The organism is Acinetobacter sp. A47, assembly GCF_000805455.1.
Taxonomy (GTDB): domain Bacteria; phylum Pseudomonadota; class Gammaproteobacteria; order Pseudomonadales; family Moraxellaceae; genus Acinetobacter.
Genome location: NZ_JSUS01000012.1, coordinates 53,484 through 67,456 on the forward strand (window position 1 = coordinate 53,484; position 13,973 = coordinate 67,456).

19 protein-coding genes are annotated in these 13,973 nt (G+C 39.0%); 14 read left to right on the forward strand and 5 right to left on the reverse strand.

The genetic code is table 11. From position 1 onward, the window contains the following. Positions 1 to 75 precede the first annotated feature (75 nt). From OC23_RS04110 to OC23_RS04135, 7 genes are all read left to right on the forward strand, one after another. On the forward strand, positions 76 to 1,248 hold the full coding sequence (locus OC23_RS04110; RefSeq protein WP_038343010.1) for a phage tail sheath protein: 1,173 nt from the start codon (positions 76 to 78) through the stop codon (positions 1,246 to 1,248). Positions 1,249 to 1,261: 13 nt separating this feature from the next. After that, positions 1,262 to 1,777, forward strand: coding sequence for a phage major tail tube protein (locus OC23_RS04115; protein WP_038343011.1), 516 nt, complete (start codon positions 1,262 to 1,264; stop codon positions 1,775 to 1,777). A 64-nt stretch (positions 1,778 to 1,841) separates the two neighbouring features. Beyond that, entirely contained in the window at positions 1,842 to 2,183 is a 342-nt protein-coding gene (locus OC23_RS04120; protein WP_038343012.1) for a phage tail assembly protein, read from the forward strand. 17 nt (positions 2,184 to 2,200) lie between these two features. Continuing rightward, positions 2,201 to 2,311 carry a GpE family phage tail protein gene (locus tag OC23_RS18675; protein ID WP_264673648.1) on the forward strand — a complete coding sequence of 37 codons (111 nt, stop codon included), beginning with the start codon at positions 2,201 to 2,203 and terminating at the stop codon, positions 2,309 to 2,311. Next, a complete protein-coding gene (locus OC23_RS04125) occupies positions 2,308 to 5,676 on the forward strand; it encodes a phage tail tape measure protein (RefSeq protein ID WP_038343013.1) in 3,369 nt (1,122 codons plus the stop codon). The genes OC23_RS18675 and OC23_RS04125 overlap by 4 nt, the downstream gene beginning before the upstream one ends. 5 nt (positions 5,677 to 5,681) lie before the next feature. Further along, positions 5,682 to 6,107: a phage tail protein gene (locus OC23_RS04130; protein ID WP_038343014.1), complete on the forward strand. Its 426-nt coding sequence runs from the start codon at positions 5,682 to 5,684 to the stop codon at positions 6,105 to 6,107. After that, complete coding sequence (locus OC23_RS04135) at positions 6,104 to 7,363, forward strand: contractile injection system protein, VgrG/Pvc8 family (protein WP_038343016.1); 1,260 nt, start codon at positions 6,104 to 6,106, stop codon at positions 7,361 to 7,363. The genes OC23_RS04130 and OC23_RS04135 overlap by 4 nt, the downstream gene beginning before the upstream one ends. Positions 7,364 to 7,585: 222 nt before the next feature. On the opposite strand, the gene OC23_RS04145 is transcribed toward OC23_RS04135, so the two are convergent. Both OC23_RS04145 and OC23_RS19630 read right to left on the reverse strand, forming a co-directional pair. Next, the gene (locus tag OC23_RS04145; protein WP_038343018.1) at positions 7,586 to 8,398 is read right to left on the reverse strand and encodes a DNA adenine methylase; all 813 of its coding nucleotides are present in this window, start codon (positions 8,396 to 8,398) and stop codon (positions 7,586 to 7,588) included. Beyond that, positions 8,358 to 8,564, reverse strand: coding sequence for a Com family DNA-binding transcriptional regulator (locus OC23_RS19630; RefSeq protein ID WP_081407291.1), 207 nt, complete (start codon positions 8,562 to 8,564; stop codon positions 8,358 to 8,360). Before OC23_RS19630 ends, OC23_RS04145 begins: the two co-directional genes overlap by 41 nt. Before the next feature lie 117 nt (positions 8,565 to 8,681). Between OC23_RS19630 and OC23_RS04150 the strand changes: the two genes are divergently transcribed. After that, positions 8,682 to 8,987 carry an ogr/Delta-like zinc finger family protein gene (locus tag OC23_RS04150; RefSeq protein ID WP_038343019.1) on the forward strand — a complete coding sequence of 102 codons (306 nt, stop codon included), beginning with the start codon at positions 8,682 to 8,684 and terminating at the stop codon, positions 8,985 to 8,987. After that, positions 8,980 to 9,204 (forward strand): hypothetical protein, encoded by a 225-nt coding sequence (locus OC23_RS04155; RefSeq protein WP_038343020.1) that lies wholly within the window; start codon positions 8,980 to 8,982, stop codon positions 9,202 to 9,204. Before OC23_RS04150 ends, OC23_RS04155 begins: the two co-directional genes overlap by 8 nt. Positions 9,205 to 9,216: 12 nt before the next feature. Here the strand turns inward: OC23_RS04155 and OC23_RS04160 are convergent, their stop codons facing one another. Then, on the reverse strand, positions 9,217 to 9,927 hold the full coding sequence (locus OC23_RS04160; RefSeq protein WP_038343021.1) for a hypothetical protein: 711 nt from the start codon (positions 9,925 to 9,927) through the stop codon (positions 9,217 to 9,219). Positions 9,928 to 10,010: 83 nt separating this feature from the next. Beyond that, the gene (locus tag OC23_RS04165; protein ID WP_038343022.1) at positions 10,011 to 11,474 is read right to left on the reverse strand and encodes a hypothetical protein; all 1,464 of its coding nucleotides are present in this window, start codon (positions 11,472 to 11,474) and stop codon (positions 10,011 to 10,013) included. Between the two features lie 328 nt (positions 11,475 to 11,802). Between OC23_RS04165 and OC23_RS19260 the strand changes: the two genes are divergently transcribed. Further along, entirely contained in the window at positions 11,803 to 11,973 is a 171-nt protein-coding gene (locus OC23_RS19260; RefSeq protein ID WP_171194748.1) for a hypothetical protein, read from the forward strand. 100 nt (positions 11,974 to 12,073) lie between these two features. After that, a complete protein-coding gene (locus tag OC23_RS04170; RefSeq protein WP_038343023.1) occupies positions 12,074 to 12,625 on the forward strand; it encodes a hypothetical protein in 552 nt (183 codons plus the stop codon). Positions 12,626 to 12,916: 291 nt separating this feature from the next. Here OC23_RS04170 and OC23_RS04180 read toward each other — a convergent pair whose 3' ends face one another. Next, on the reverse strand, positions 12,917 to 13,264 hold the full coding sequence (locus OC23_RS04180; protein ID WP_038343025.1) for a hypothetical protein: 348 nt from the start codon (positions 13,262 to 13,264) through the stop codon (positions 12,917 to 12,919). An 83-nt stretch (positions 13,265 to 13,347) separates the two neighbouring features. On the opposite strand from OC23_RS04180, the gene OC23_RS04185 reads away from it, so the two are divergent. Genes OC23_RS04185 through OC23_RS04195 form a run of 3 tightly spaced genes read left to right on the forward strand, consistent with a single transcriptional unit; the run spans position 13,348 to position 13,971 of the window. Beyond that, positions 13,348 to 13,542, forward strand: coding sequence for a hypothetical protein (locus OC23_RS04185; protein ID WP_038343026.1), 195 nt, complete (start codon positions 13,348 to 13,350; stop codon positions 13,540 to 13,542). Between the two features lie 4 nt (positions 13,543 to 13,546). Next, positions 13,547 to 13,774, forward strand: a complete 228-nt coding sequence (locus OC23_RS04190; RefSeq protein WP_038343027.1) for a hypothetical protein — start codon at positions 13,547 to 13,549, stop codon at positions 13,772 to 13,774. Between the two features lie 2 nt (positions 13,775 to 13,776). Continuing rightward, the gene (locus tag OC23_RS04195; RefSeq protein WP_081407292.1) at positions 13,777 to 13,971 is read left to right on the forward strand and encodes a hypothetical protein; all 195 of its coding nucleotides are present in this window, start codon (positions 13,777 to 13,779) and stop codon (positions 13,969 to 13,971) included. Positions 13,972 to 13,973: the final 2 nt, after the last annotated feature.

Here is a 13,973-nt window from a genome sequence, read left to right on the forward strand (position 1 = left end):
TAGCGAACTGACATCGCTACAACATTTTGTAAGCCTGTGATCCGTAAACATTACAACTGATTACAGGCTTTTTTTATGGCTACAGATTCATTTTTCCGAGGGGTGCGAGTTATTGAACTCGATGGAGGAACTCGCCCCATCCGGACTCTATCAACGGCAGTGATCGGCATGGTCGCTACTGCGGAAGATGCTGATCCTTTAACGTTTCCTTTAGATACGGCCGTTCTGGTAACAGATGTACAAGGCTCAGTAGAAAAGGCGGGCAAAAAGGGTACCTTAGCTCGTTCATTACAAGCGATTGCAGATCAAACGAATGCTCTCGTTGTTGTTGTTCGTGTTGAGCAGAAAAAAACTCCGGCAGAACAGAAAACGGCAGTTATTGGTGGCCAAGTAAATGGCAAATACACCGGCATGAAAGCATTGCTGACTGCAGAGCAAAATTTAAAGGTTAAGCCGCGGATTTTGGGAGCACCTGGTCTTGATTCTCCAGATGTTGCAACAGGGCTTGTCAGCATCGCACAGAAGCTTCGTGGATTTGCTTATGTCAGTGCATACGGCTGCAACACGAAAGAAGAAGCGGTAGCCTATCGTGCTGCCCTTGGTGCACGGGAAGTTATGGTTCTATGGCCAGACTTTTTGGGCTTTGATACTGTCACTTCTAAAACTACAACTTTTGATGCCACTGCCCGTGCATTAGGTCTTCGAGCAAAGATCGATAATGACGTTGGCTGGCATAAAACAATTTCCAACATTCCAGTTAATGGCGTCACCGGTATTTCAAAAGACGTGTTTTGGCAGTTGCAATCAGCCGATACTGATGCTGGTTATTTGAATAGTCACGAAGTAACAACACTGATACAGCGTGATGGTTTTCGATTCTGGGGTTCCCGCACTTGTTCAGCCGATCCACTCTTCGCTTTTGAAAACTATACACGTACTGCTCAAGTCATTGCGGACACCATGGCTGAAGGGCATATGTGGGCAGTTGATAAACCTCTACATCCATCCCTTGCCAAAGACATCAAAGAAGGCATTAACGCTAAGTTCCGTGATTTGAAGCTACAAGGTCTAATCATTGATGCCGAGTGCTGGTTTGATCCGGCAGTCAACTCAAAAGAGTCTCTTAAATCTGGCCGTTTACTTCTGGATTATGACTATACACCAGTTCCTCCACTTGAAGATCTCACTTTGCGGCAGCGCATTACAGATCGTCACTTAATCGACTTCGCATCACGAATGACCGCATAGGGAGGAAAAAAATATGGCTTTACCTAAAAAATTAAAAATGATGGATCTGTTTAACGAAGGTAATTCTTACCTTGGTCAAACCGGTGAAGTAACGCTGCCGAAACTTGGACGCAAGTTAGAAGAATGGCGTGGCGGTGGTATGAACGGCAACGTCAAATGGGATGCCGGTCTTGCCGATGACATGACCGAATTCACTTTTAAACTTGGTGGACTAGATCCTCTCGTTATCAGTCAGTACGGTGCTGCAACGGTTTCGGCAATTGGTCTTCGTTTTGCCGGTTCTTATCAGCGAGACGATACCGGAGAAACTTCAGCTCTCGAAATGGTCGTCCGTGGCCGTTTTGAAGAAATTGATTTTGGTAACTCCAAAGCCGGTGACGACACGGAACAGACCATGAAGTTCATCTGGTCGTATTACAAACTCACCATCGATGGGAAAGTCCTGGTCGAAATTGATATCCCGCTTGGCATTGAAATGGTTAATGGTGTGGATCGTAACGCCCAGCATCGTAAAAACATTGGCCATTAACGTCTTTACCTTCTGCAGTCGACCTGCAGGAGGCTTTTTTATTACTTAAATTTTGGAATTAAACATGCAAACTCAAGAGCAAATCGAAAACCTAGAAGCCCTACAAAATCCTGATGTAGAAACTGTTGAATTAGATTCACCGTTCAAAATTGGTGAACAGGAAATCACAAAGGTTTTAGTCCGTAAACCTTCTGTGCCAGCGCTTCGTAAGGTACGTATCGCTGACATTCTCAATGGTGATGTGAACTCAATTTGTACATTACTGCCGTTATGCACCTCTCCAACTTTATCAGCCCATCAATTAAATACGGTTGTTGATCCAGTGGATATTGTTCAAATGGGTGGTGCGATCATCACTTTTTTGCAGCCGAAGTCAGTGCGTGCGGAAATTGCACTCCAACAGTAGAAGACGCAATCGCCAACATTGCTGTGGTGTTCAACTGGACGCCACAGACTTATGACGAGATGTCTCTTTCTGAATTGATGGAATGGCATCAAAAGGCAATAGAACGAAACGGATCAGATGCCGAATGAAGCAGTTGAAATTAGAAGTTCTATTTGGGGGTAAAAATCAGTTAAGTCCAGCACTTAAAGCAATCTTAGGCAGCAGTAATGCTGCCTCTGCTGCTTTGAAAAAGACAAAAGATGAAATTAAATCCCTAAATAATCAACAGAAAAAAATTGATGGCTATAACAAGCAGAAAAAGGCGGTTCAAGATCAATCCAAAGCATTGAATGACTTGCAAGTTAAAATCAAGTCACTTCGTCAACAAATGCAGACAAACCCCTCTGATGCTTTAACCAAAGAATTTAATCAGTCAGTCAAAAAAGCCCAATCTCTGAAACAGCAGTTTGAACGGAGCCGTGTTGAATTACAGCGCACACGAACGGAGCTGCATAGTACAGGGTTATCTACAAATCGTCTTGCGGATCATCAAGTCCGGTTACGCAATCAGATTGCTCAAGCAAATCAGGCCATGGTCGATCAGGAGCTGCGTTTAAAGCGGATGAAGATGCTGCAGGACTCCCACCAAAAGTCATTTAGTAATACCAGAGCTATGGCCATGTATGGTGCCGGAGCTGCAGTTTCCGGAGCTGGTGCACTGTTTATGATGCGTAAGCCAATTAACGAATCTAAACGAGTAGATATTGAAGGGAACCGCATTCATGCACTTGGCTTGGGGGACAAAGTCAGTAATGAGGCTATCCGGTTTGCTCAGGCGCTCGAAACATTCGGGACATCCATTCACGACAATATGGAGTTGATGCGTGATGGTATTACGGTGTTCTCTGATCTTCATCATGCCGAGATGGTTTTACCAACGTTGGCCAAGATGAAATTCTCCAATAAGGCCATGTTCGGCCATGAGAAAGGGGAGGAGAATGAAAGGGCGTTTATGGATATGCTCAAAGTCATTGAGTTACGTGGCGGACTTAAAAGCGAGAAGGCCTTTCTAGATCAGGCGAATAAAATTCAACAGGTAATTAACGCGACTGGTGGACGTGTTCAAGCCAATGAATGGTTGAATGCGATCAAAACCGGTGGTATTGCAGTGAAGGGACAGTCTGATGAAGCTCTTTACTATAAAATGGAGAGTATCGTTCAAGAGTGGGGTGGTTTCCGATATGGTACTGCAGCAATGTCAGCGTACCAAAATATCTATCAAGGCCGAACCACAAAGCGTGCTGCGAACAATATGGCGAGTTTAGGACTAATTGAAGATCCAAGCAAATTAAAACATGACAAAGCCGGGCAAATTGCCTTTCTTGATGTTGGTGCGATTAAAGGTGCTGATCTTTTCCGTAAAGACCAGTTTGCATGGATGGAAGAGGTTCTTTTACCTCAACTGGCCAAGAAGGGGATTAAAACAAAAGACCAGGTACTCGATGCTATCGGAAGTATTTTTACAAACCGGACGGCCTCAAACCTATTTGGTGATATGTTTCTTCAGAGAGATATTATCAATAAAAGCGCAAAGATGAATGCTGGCGCGGATAATATCGACAAGCTATATGCCAAAGCGACAAATACTGCTGCGGGTAAAGAGCTGGAGGCCAAAGCAAAATTACATGATGCTTATCTACGCTTTGGTGAAACAATTTTACCAGTCTATTCTCGCGCACTTGAATATGCCGCAAGTGCATTCCAAAAGTTCACAGGATGGATGGAACAAAACCCGACCTACGCGAAAGCCTTTGGTGTAGGGCTAATCGCTATCGCTGCCAGTCTTGTAGCGATTGGCGGTGCTTTAGTGGTGTTCTCGCCACTAATTTTAAGTATGTTAAGCCTGCGTTTGATTATGGCTTCTACTGCAGCCGGCGGATCGGCAATGGGAAAGGTGTTCAGTAAGATCCCTTCTGTATTTGGACTGCTCAAAGCTGCCTTTTTAGGTGTGGGACGTGCATTTCTATGGTTAGGGCGTTTGCTGCTGGCAAATCCAATCATCTTGGCCATTACTGCAATCGCTACTGCAGCCTATTTAATCTATAAACACTGGGACGCGCTAAAACCGTTTTTTGTTGGTTTATGGACGTCTGTTAAGGCAATTTTCAAAACAGCCGGTTCTGCAATTTCAAACATCTTTCAAACAATGTGGGGCGGTTTGGCCACATTCGTTGGTGGCATTTGGAATAAAGTAAAAGCAGCGTTCAAGTCCGGAATAGATTTCGTTAAAGGGATCATTCAAAGCATCGACCAGACTTTTGCAGATAATCCATTACTGACATTCTTAATTCCTTTTATTGGAATCCCGCGAGTAATTATTGCGAACTGGAGTTCAATTTCTGGATTCTTCTCCCAGATCTGGAATGCCGTCACAAATATTATTTCTGCTAATGTGACTGCGATTGGTAATTTCATTTCAACAGGGTTTACCGCAATAACCAGCATTTTTACTGCCGTGTGGACTATGGCCAGTAACTTTATTGCTGTGGTTTGGCAGGGAATAAGTTCAACAATCAGTACAAGTGTGAGTTTTATTTTCACTGTTATTTCAACAGCCTTTAATAATGTCCGAAACTTCCTTTCCGGAATTTGGAATACTGTGACTCTGACTGTATCAAGTGCATGGAAGGGGATTTGTACTCTCTTTTCAATGATTTCGCCTTTGCCGTATATCAAGGCAGCTTTTCAGACGGTATTTGATTTTCTGGCCGGTTTGTATGGTCGCATGATGTCTTTAGGTCTGAATATTATTCAAGGCTTAACTGATGGCATTAAATCCGGTTTTCAGAAGTTGAAGAGCACGTGGACGGACATTAACAACTTCATGCCTGACTTTATGCAGAAAAGAATGGATATCCATAGCCCCTCACGGGTGATGGCTGCTTTAGGTGGGCACATCATAAGTGGTCTGGGTGTTGGTCTAGATAAAAACTTTCCTCACTTAAGAGATCAGTTTGCACGTGTAATCACGTTATTTAATCCAAACCTGAATCCTGCAGCAGCGGTGATTGATGTTATTCCTAAGCTCAATATTGATCAGAATCTTCCCGGTTTAAAGGAGAGATTTGAACCTTTCTTAAAAGTTTTTCAGCCAATCACTAATGCGATTTCGGCGACGGTCGACGTCATACCGGCCTTAAATATTGATAAAAACTTTCCAGAGTTAAAGACCAAATTTGAGCACGTTTTAAAGTTATTTAACCCTGATTTAGCTGCAGCAATTTCAAAGATTGATGTAACTCCGGCATTAAATAAAGTTAAAGCGACTCCTTCAATTTCTCCACCGTCTAAATCGAATCACTATTCGATTGCAGGGGACACAATCACGATACAGATTCCGCAAGTACCAGGACAAAGTATCCAGCAACTGGAAGCGATGCTTGAAAACATTCTGAATCGTAGAGAACAACAGAAATTTGCACGCGCACGCAGTCAATTTAGAGATCAGGATTAATACCAATGATGATGATTTTAGGCATGTTCGTATTCTCTATACCGACTGCCACTTATCAGAGCTTACAACGCTCTACTACTTGGAACCACGCGAGTAACAGCCGTTTCGGAACAATGCCCGCTTACCAGTTTACTGGCAAGGGGGATGATGTATTTACCTTGGATGGTTCTATTGTCCCCGAGTTCGGCTCTCAAATGTCACTTACCGCTTTAAGGGTGATGGGCGACACCGGCAAAGCTTATCCCCTAATCGCTGGCACGGGTAAAATTTATGGTTTATGCGTCATTGAAGCGGTAGAAGAAACACAAACGATTTTCTATAAAGATGGGTTACCAAAAAAGGTTGAGTTTTCGCTCAAGCTTCTAAAAACACAGTCTGCAGGTGTAACCGTAGGTGATGTCATTGGCAACATTATTGGGAGAGTCTTATGAGCTTTTTGACTGCAGCAATGAATGTTGGCCAGAGTATCAATCACACGTTTAACAGCGATTATCCACGAGCAATTTATAAACTGATTGTGAATGGGGTTGATATTGGCTCGATGGTACAAGCACGACTTATGCGCCTCCGGATTATTGATAATCGTGGGATTGAAAGCGATTCAATTGAAGTAGAGCTGTCAGATCATGATGGCTTACTCGACATACCGCCCAAAGGGGCGGTCATGGAGGCATGGATCGGCTGGAGTAATAAGGGTTTAGTTTACAAAGGCAAATATACGATTAAAGAGCGAGGACACTCTGGATCGCCTGATGTGCTGACTTTAAGAGGTGAATCTGCAGACCTTAAAACCGCGTTCAAGAAAAAAAAGGAGCGAAGTTTTCATAACAAAACGATCTCGGATATTGTTACCACTATTGCCAATGATCATGGCTTAGTACCGAAGATAAATCCAAAATTGGGCTCTATTCGATTGCCCCATCTTGATCAGAATGAATCAGATGCAAATCTCGTTACTCGGATTGCAGATGAGCATAACGCGATGGCCACAGTTAAAAATGGGTTCTTATTATTCATGCCGAAAGGGGAAGGTAAGACATTCAGTGGCGAGGATTTGCCAGATGTAATGATCACAAGGGCAGAAGGGGATTCACATAGATTCTTGGATACAGATGGGGCAGATGACGTTTCAGGCGTAACGGTTTATTACTACGATAATCTCAAGGCTACTCGTCAGAAAGTCACAGTAGGCATGTCTGATGATAACACAAGGGTATTGCGTAATATTCAGCGTGATAAGCAGACTGCAGAGCATATTGCACAAGCAGAATACAACCGGATTAAAAGCCGGTCATCTACATTCAGTTTTAAATTGGCGTATGGATTACCTGAATTAATTCCGGAGCAACCCTTGGCTTTTGTCGGGTTTAAATCGCTCATAGATGAAATTGTTTGGCTGGGGACACGGGTAGTACATGATCTTGATGGAAAAGGAGGCTATACGACAGATTGTGATGCAGAAATTTACCTACCTGATGCCGATGATTTGTCTCAACTGGTGGATAGTGAACGTGGTGGATACACAGGAATTATTGCGTATTATCGAAATGGCAAAAATACGGCAAAAGTGACCAAAGGAGACCTGTCCAATCCTAAACGACTGACTTATCTTTATAAAAATATTAATACAGCAACCAAAGCTGCAGAAAGAGAATATAAGGAGCTACAAATGCGTAAGGATCAGTAGCTCCAGCGTTTACCTTTCCATATTACAAATCTGGCACCAGTATTGAATTTGAGCTCATTACCTTGATAGTCGTATACATGCACGATTCGATTATCCTTATCAAGTCTACACGGCAAATCAGCTTGTCTGCTGTCGCTTAACTTTACTCTAATCCAGCCTTCTTTTAATTTTTCTGACGGCATAAAAAATCCCTCCTTAGGAGGGATTATTTTACTTCAAGACTTAGAAGTTGGTAATGATTAATTCATTGCCGTTGTGTTCTTCACCAGCAGCCTTGTTATTCACTGACCAGCGTATCTTCTTGTACTGAAACTTGTAATCTTTGAAAAGATCACGAACTTCCGGAGTATCATTTAAGCTGACGATAAATTTTCCTTTGATATTGTCTAACTGTTCCTTCAATGCATAGAAATCTTGTTTAGACCAGATCTGCTTACCATAATCATTTTCACAGCCCCAATAGGGTGGATCTATGTAGAACAGGGTTTCAGGTGAATCTAGACGTCGAATGACATAATCATAATTTGCATTTTCAATTGTCACCTTATGCAAACGTTCATGGATGGATTTAAGATGTGTTCTTAATTCTTCACCAAGTTTTAAACGTGAGCTTCTGTCCTTGGAATAAGCAAAACTTCCATCTATCTGACAGGCAAATGCTGCTCTTAAAATAAAATAGAAGCGCGCTGCACGTTGTAGATCCGTCAGGCCATTGGTGTCCATTTTTTTAAAATCATTGAAGGTAGTCCTGGACATGAGCAGATACTCAAATTCATCCAGAAAAGCTTCAAAATGGAATTTAAGAACACGATATAAATTAATCAGGTCGTCATTAATATCGTTAATGACTTCGACCGGAGAAGGGGTTTTTTTAAAAAGAACCCAGCCTGCGCCACCGAAGACTTCAACATAAGTTGTATGTGCCGGCATTGCTTCAATAATTGTACGGGCAAGTACAGATTTCCCTCCCAGCCAGCCACTAAAGCTGCAGCCTTTAGGATTGTATTGCGGTATTACGGTAGTAGTTTGATTCATTGAGCTTACCTGTTGAATCTAGACGCTCTGGGCGTTCAGGTAAGGCACTCAAGGTGCTCTGGAAGTTGTTTAACGTTTTACAACGTGGACATTTAATCTCTATTTGATCAAATTGCCCAATTTTGGCCAATAGCTTTAGGCAACAGTGGCATTTCAAATTTTGCATCAATTTTTCTGCATTAGAAAAACAAACCGAATAGTATAAAAAAAAGTGAAAAAGAACAAATATTTGTTCATTTTATGTAGAATGGTCAGTATATATAATCGAAACTGGAGTTTTTATATGCAGACCGAAACTTACAACAGAATTAATAAAAATAATGGTCGACCACAAATTAACTGTCCTCATTGCCAAAATCATCATTTAAAAATCAGATCCAGTCAGCAAAAGCACCCATTACTTAAAGAGATACGATTGCAATGCCCAAACTTTGAATGCAGCTTTTCATGTGTGGCCAACATCGAGCTTATGTATACGGTTTCTCCAAGTGGCATACCGAATCCTTCAATAAATTTACCAACCTTTAAAGTATTAAAGCAGTTACAGGCAGCAAATGATGAAATGTGGAGACTTAAAAAGTATGAATGAAAATCAATTATTTGAATTATTTTATATGGATGTGAAACCTTCAATGAATCCACCATTAATGCCGAAACATCATTGTGATGGTTTAAAAGCATTTTGGCGTGAACGTTTTTTGAATGCATTTTATGGAAGGACTGAACCTCTGTCATATATGAGTTGGGGAGAAATTCCTCAAATGTGGCTTGCTGGCTATAACCATGCAAAAGAAAATCAGGACTAAAAAAATGAGGCTTTAAGCCTCATTTTTATTTTCTGGTTCAGAAACTGGCTCTATCTTTTTTCTTGCCATTTTTAAAAGTAGATAAGCATCATTAAAAGCTGCGAACATTTTGAAGTATACATAACCAATAAATGTAAAACCTACAAAAATAGTAATTAGGAGGAGAGCGTATATAACTATATAATCGGCAGGAGGTTGATGTTTTCCTAAAAAAGACTTGATAAACCACATTCCAAAAAATATAAAACCGATCCAAAATACCATACCTAAAAATAAGAATAACCCAGCCTTTTTAGAGCTAATAGGTTTTTCACTATAAAGAATGTTTTCGTTATCGTTAAATTTAACAAGGTGTGAACAGTTACTGAATTTTTTTAAAGCAGAAATGGGAGAGAGAAAGGTGTTAAAATGAATTAATGTTTGTAGATGATTAACTTTTGTTTTTAATAAAATTTGATATTCAATAACTTTTATCTCATGTCTAAAAACCTGTTTTTCCTGTTCAGTATAGAGATCAGAGTCAACTCGCTCATTAAGTATTTTTAACTGATTTTTTTTAGTACGGAAGAGGGATGTAATATCAGAAAATAATCCCATAGATTTTACTTTTTCATAAGTGAATAAAAAAATAATTAAAAACAAAAGAGCGAAACTGAAGGGTTGATATACAGGATTTAAAAATAGGGTTGCTGCTAAATCAGTGAGTTTTTCAAAAATTGCCATTTTAATTAATCTACATAAACATATATTAAAAAATAATATGATGCTATTTTGACATAGCAACACACAATCGGCAATATAATTGATTATGAGTTAGACGGTGGCTTCATTCTTGAGTTAATCGCTTCTACAATCTTATCTGGAAGGTTTTTAAAGGCTTCTGGTAAAGCGATTTCTTCACTTTTAGCTGCAAATTTCCCATCTGAATTTTGGTTAAAATAAACAGGAATTAATTCTTTACGAACATTTAATTGATCATTTGGCTCCATATTCGCCATGAAAGGCTCTAATGCAGCTAGTTGAAGAAAGGTTCGATGATTTTCTTGATAACATTCGTAATGTTTTGCTGCCTGTTTTGAGAAATAAAGAGCTAAAACAAAAAACATCAATGAAATTGTTAATCTAGCGAGAATTGTAAAGTATGCATTAATTGGAGTTTCATCCCCCCAATGCTGTATAACAGGGATAAGTAAAATTATAGCAGTAAAAATAATTGCTGCGTATAAGGCATTGCTCGTATATTTTCTAAATTTTTTATATTCATCTTGTTCATCAATTGCCTTTTTATTATAGTTTTCTGTTAATTTATAAATGCCTGCATTTTGAACTAGCTTCGTAAAGCTTTCATAGTTTTTTAAAGCATTATTGTAGGTGTTATCTATAGTTTTAATTTTATCCATATATATCTTACTTGCATCTATAAGTCCATTCTCAATTCTTGTTTTTATTTCTGTGTTGTTATTTTCCTGAATTTTATTTAATTCTTTCTCATAGCTTAATAGTTTGTTTTGTACATCTTTATGATGCTTTTCAAGTTGAGTAAAAGAGTCCTTTAATATCTTATAATCATTTAAAGTGCTGCTATAATCATTTTGGATTTTCTTAACCTCATGCGCATGCTTGGCTAGTAATTCATTAGATCCATTTTGTATTTTTTTTAATAGAACTTCAGTTTCTTCCAAGAATTTTTTTTCGTACTTTTCATTTATTAAGCTTGAAAATCCGAAAATAGAATTGTTTGTTTCAAATACGATTTCATTGAATAAATCTTTAATTTTTTTGGATGTTGATGAAGCTTTATTTGATGAAGTTAAGAGAGTCGAAATATGAAGTTCTAGTTTTTCATAAGTTTCTAATTTTATAACTTCATCTTTTTTAATAATGTTGGGTTGATTTAAGTAAATATAATTGAAAATCTCTTCTATTTCTAGTAGTAGAATGTTGAAACTTTCTTGAGTGTCAATTGTTTGTTCACAAAGTTGTATTACTTTATGGTTAGATATTTTTAAGGTGTAATCAGTGTAGTTAGAGAAAAATATACTTGCTTGCAAATCTACAGATTTTATATTGTTGATGGTTTTTTCTAAATTGTAACGAAAATCTGTAAATTTATTTTTTAAAACGTTTTGGGTTTTGCTGATTTCAATTTTCGAAATTTTTTCAATTAGATCTATAAGCCTTGAATGGTATAGGTCAAAACTATTGAATTTATCTATTAGAACAGTAAAGTGATTTTTTTCTTTTAAGTTAAAGTTAGCAAGTTTATACATAATAATCCCCCTATATCAAAAATTAAAAAAATATCTTCTAATCTTGACATAGTGTCACACTATCGGCAATATGTAACGGCACAGCAAAATCTGTGCACAGGCGTGGAAACCTGTTTTTATTCTACGAGCGCATATTAAATGGTCGCTTTAGCGTCCTTTTTTTTGCCTAAAAAGTCTGATCGGCTATACTTGTTATGGTAGATCGGGCAGGGCAGCTTTGTGCTGGCCGTACTCGTAGGACGGTATTTCCACCCCTGTTCGGTCTACCTCCATTCCGTGGAAAGAGTGGTGGTAGGTTTGCAAAAAACTTAACCTACGAGTAAATACCATGAAAAAATCAATTCATGCGATCGAGCACACCCCAATCTATAACTGGCACGAATATCAACAACGCCAGAAGCAAATCAAATCCGCAAAATTCCGTAAAAACTGTATAGATGGCGCAGCAGCGTTATGTACGGTAATGTTTACCTTTTCCCTATTGTTCTGGGGGGTTTAGAGATGCCATTAATTCAATCGTTTTATTTTCATTCAACGGCATTAATATTTTCTGGACTCTTTTTAGTCATTTCGATTTATTTATTAAAAGGATGCTTGGCATGAATACGGAATTAATTCCATACGTCCCCCTTTCCCCACGAGTTCAATCGAAAAACCGTGAGCTGGTTGGCATCTGCATCCAATTTTTTGAAATAGTAGACAGATCGGTATGTTTATCTGTTAAAATCAATCACTTACAAGCGAGGGGAGAACTCGCAATTTGTCCCGATCAGATAAATGATTTGGCTGACCAAGTACAACAAAAGCGTCTTGATATTGATAAGCTAAGGCAAGCACTCGAAAGTCTTATCTATCCAGTATTCAAAGGTGAGAAAAACATTATTAGTCCTATTTGGAATAATCAGGAGATTACAGTCTGGGAATTTCAATTAAATCATATTGATAGGACTTTATGCATGAAAACTACTTATACAGACGCGTCACAATATCTTGATAGCACTCTTGGCGCGCTTCGTATTTGGAGAAATTCATTACAAACAGGATTAGATAATCCAGACGTAACTTTTAAAGTAAATGACTTGGTTCATTTCTTACAGGATCTGGAGCTAAAGCTGGAAAAAGTCCAGGACTATGTAGAGGAAACTGAATAGATGAAAAAAGCCTCCGATTTCGGAGGCTTTTTTATTTCTTATAAAAGCTTATATAAGTCATCAAGATCAATTAATGGGATATCCTGGTGCAGCATTAATTCATTCTCTCCACAGAATGAAATAGCGTGCCCTGAAACTAATAAGTATTTTATTTGTTTGTCTGTAAAACTAGGGCGAATATTGTCCTTCCAATAACACTCTAATTTAAACAGTATTTCCTGTCCCTTAATGGATTCATAATCACTATGAATCTTTATTTTAAATTGATTTGGTTTTTGCATTGCAGTTTAACTATTTTTCGATGTCCTTCGCATAAGCTTTAGAGAGTCCTAATAAACTAAGCTGTCCTTCTGGAGACAGCTGTCTATAAGCTTTCAATAACAAGCTTTCCTCGCTTGTTAATCCGCTAAATTCTGGATCAATACCGAGCAATACATATCGGATATCGATACCTTGATCATGTAGTTTTTTTAGGTAAACCCACTGATCAGGAACCTTCGTCCGGACATAATTTCCTAACGTATTTTCATGTGCCCCAATTTCTCTGGAGAGGGATTTTGCCTTGAAATGATTCCGTTCCAATTCTTCCTTGAATCTTCCTGCCATTTCAACTGATAGCTCCGCCTCAATTTCGGACATATATTTCACCTTTTAGTATTGTAAGAACATAATAGTGTGCTATAGTGTCACATAGCACATCACTATGTTCCAAAGGATACATTATGAGCACAGAAAAAACACCTCCAATTCTCTCTAGAGCACCAAAGCTCGATGAACCTCGCAAGCAGGTTGCCTTTTACCTACCTAAAAGCGAAGTATCAAAAATCGACGCAGAGGTAAAAAAAACCAACCGCAGCCGTTCGAGCATTATCGGTGAACGTTACTACTTAGGGTTACAAGTGCAAGAGCAGGAGTAGATATATGAAAATCAAGCAAAAAAGAGATAACCGTTTCAATGTGAATCTAACAGATGACGAAACTCAGTTATTTAATATTATTTACCGTTTAACCGGTGAAAATATTGGCCCGATGCTCAGAAATCTAGCGTTAAAGCAAGCACTTGCAATTTTAATTGCAGACGATGGGGCTGATTTTAATCTACAAAAAATATTGGAAAAAGGCGCAGCAGAGCACCTCGAAGGGAGCTAATAATGCTGACAAAAATTCCAAAACAGAACCCAATTATTCTATCTGACCAAGAATTAAGAATTATTGAAGAAGCCAGAGTTGCACTCGGTTTAGAAACTACTGAGGAAGCCTTAGAAACCCTAATTCGGATGAGAGTTCGGGAATTAATGATGAAGCTTGCTGGACGAGAAATCGTTAAAACTCAACGCTACTTGTAGAA

What these genes read in the sequence shown, in the direction of transcription:
- OC23_RS04110 (WP_038343010.1), top strand. Translation starts at nt 76, where the DNA reads ATGGCTACAGATTCATTTTTCCGAGGGGTGCGAGTTATTGAACTCGAT.
- OC23_RS04190 (WP_038343027.1), top strand. Translation starts at nt 13,547, where the DNA reads ATGAAAATCAAGCAAAAAAGAGATAACCGTTTCAATGTGAATCTAACA.
- OC23_RS04165 (WP_038343022.1), bottom strand. Translation starts at nt 11,474, where the DNA reads ATGTATAAACTTGCTAACTTTAACTTAAAAGAAAAAAATCACTTTACT.
- OC23_RS04120 (WP_038343012.1), top strand. Translation starts at nt 1,842, where the DNA reads ATGCAAACTCAAGAGCAAATCGAAAACCTAGAAGCCCTACAAAATCCT.
- OC23_RS04150 (WP_038343019.1), top strand. Translation starts at nt 8,682, where the DNA reads ATGCAGACCGAAACTTACAACAGAATTAATAAAAATAATGGTCGACCA.
- OC23_RS04170 (WP_038343023.1), top strand. Translation starts at nt 12,074, where the DNA reads ATGAATACGGAATTAATTCCATACGTCCCCCTTTCCCCACGAGTTCAA.
- OC23_RS19630 (WP_081407291.1), bottom strand. Translation starts at nt 8,564, where the DNA reads ATGCAAAATTTGAAATGCCACTGTTGCCTAAAGCTATTGGCCAAAATT.
- OC23_RS04160 (WP_038343021.1), bottom strand. Translation starts at nt 9,927, where the DNA reads ATGGCAATTTTTGAAAAACTCACTGATTTAGCAGCAACCCTATTTTTA.
- OC23_RS04195 (WP_081407292.1), top strand. Translation starts at nt 13,777, where the DNA reads ATGCTGACAAAAATTCCAAAACAGAACCCAATTATTCTATCTGACCAA.
- OC23_RS04180 (WP_038343025.1), bottom strand. Translation starts at nt 13,264, where the DNA reads ATGTCCGAAATTGAGGCGGAGCTATCAGTTGAAATGGCAGGAAGATTC.
- OC23_RS04155 (WP_038343020.1), top strand. Translation starts at nt 8,980, where the DNA reads ATGAATGAAAATCAATTATTTGAATTATTTTATATGGATGTGAAACCT.
- OC23_RS04125 (WP_038343013.1), top strand. Translation starts at nt 2,308, where the DNA reads ATGAAGCAGTTGAAATTAGAAGTTCTATTTGGGGGTAAAAATCAGTTA.
- OC23_RS04145 (WP_038343018.1), bottom strand. Translation starts at nt 8,398, where the DNA reads ATGAATCAAACTACTACCGTAATACCGCAATACAATCCTAAAGGCTGC.
- OC23_RS04185 (WP_038343026.1), top strand. Translation starts at nt 13,348, where the DNA reads ATGAGCACAGAAAAAACACCTCCAATTCTCTCTAGAGCACCAAAGCTC.
- OC23_RS04130 (WP_038343014.1), top strand. Translation starts at nt 5,682, where the DNA reads ATGATGATGATTTTAGGCATGTTCGTATTCTCTATACCGACTGCCACT.
- OC23_RS04115 (WP_038343011.1), top strand. Translation starts at nt 1,262, where the DNA reads ATGGCTTTACCTAAAAAATTAAAAATGATGGATCTGTTTAACGAAGGT.
- OC23_RS19260 (WP_171194748.1), top strand. Translation starts at nt 11,803, where the DNA reads ATGAAAAAATCAATTCATGCGATCGAGCACACCCCAATCTATAACTGG.
- OC23_RS04135 (WP_038343016.1), top strand. Translation starts at nt 6,104, where the DNA reads ATGAGCTTTTTGACTGCAGCAATGAATGTTGGCCAGAGTATCAATCAC.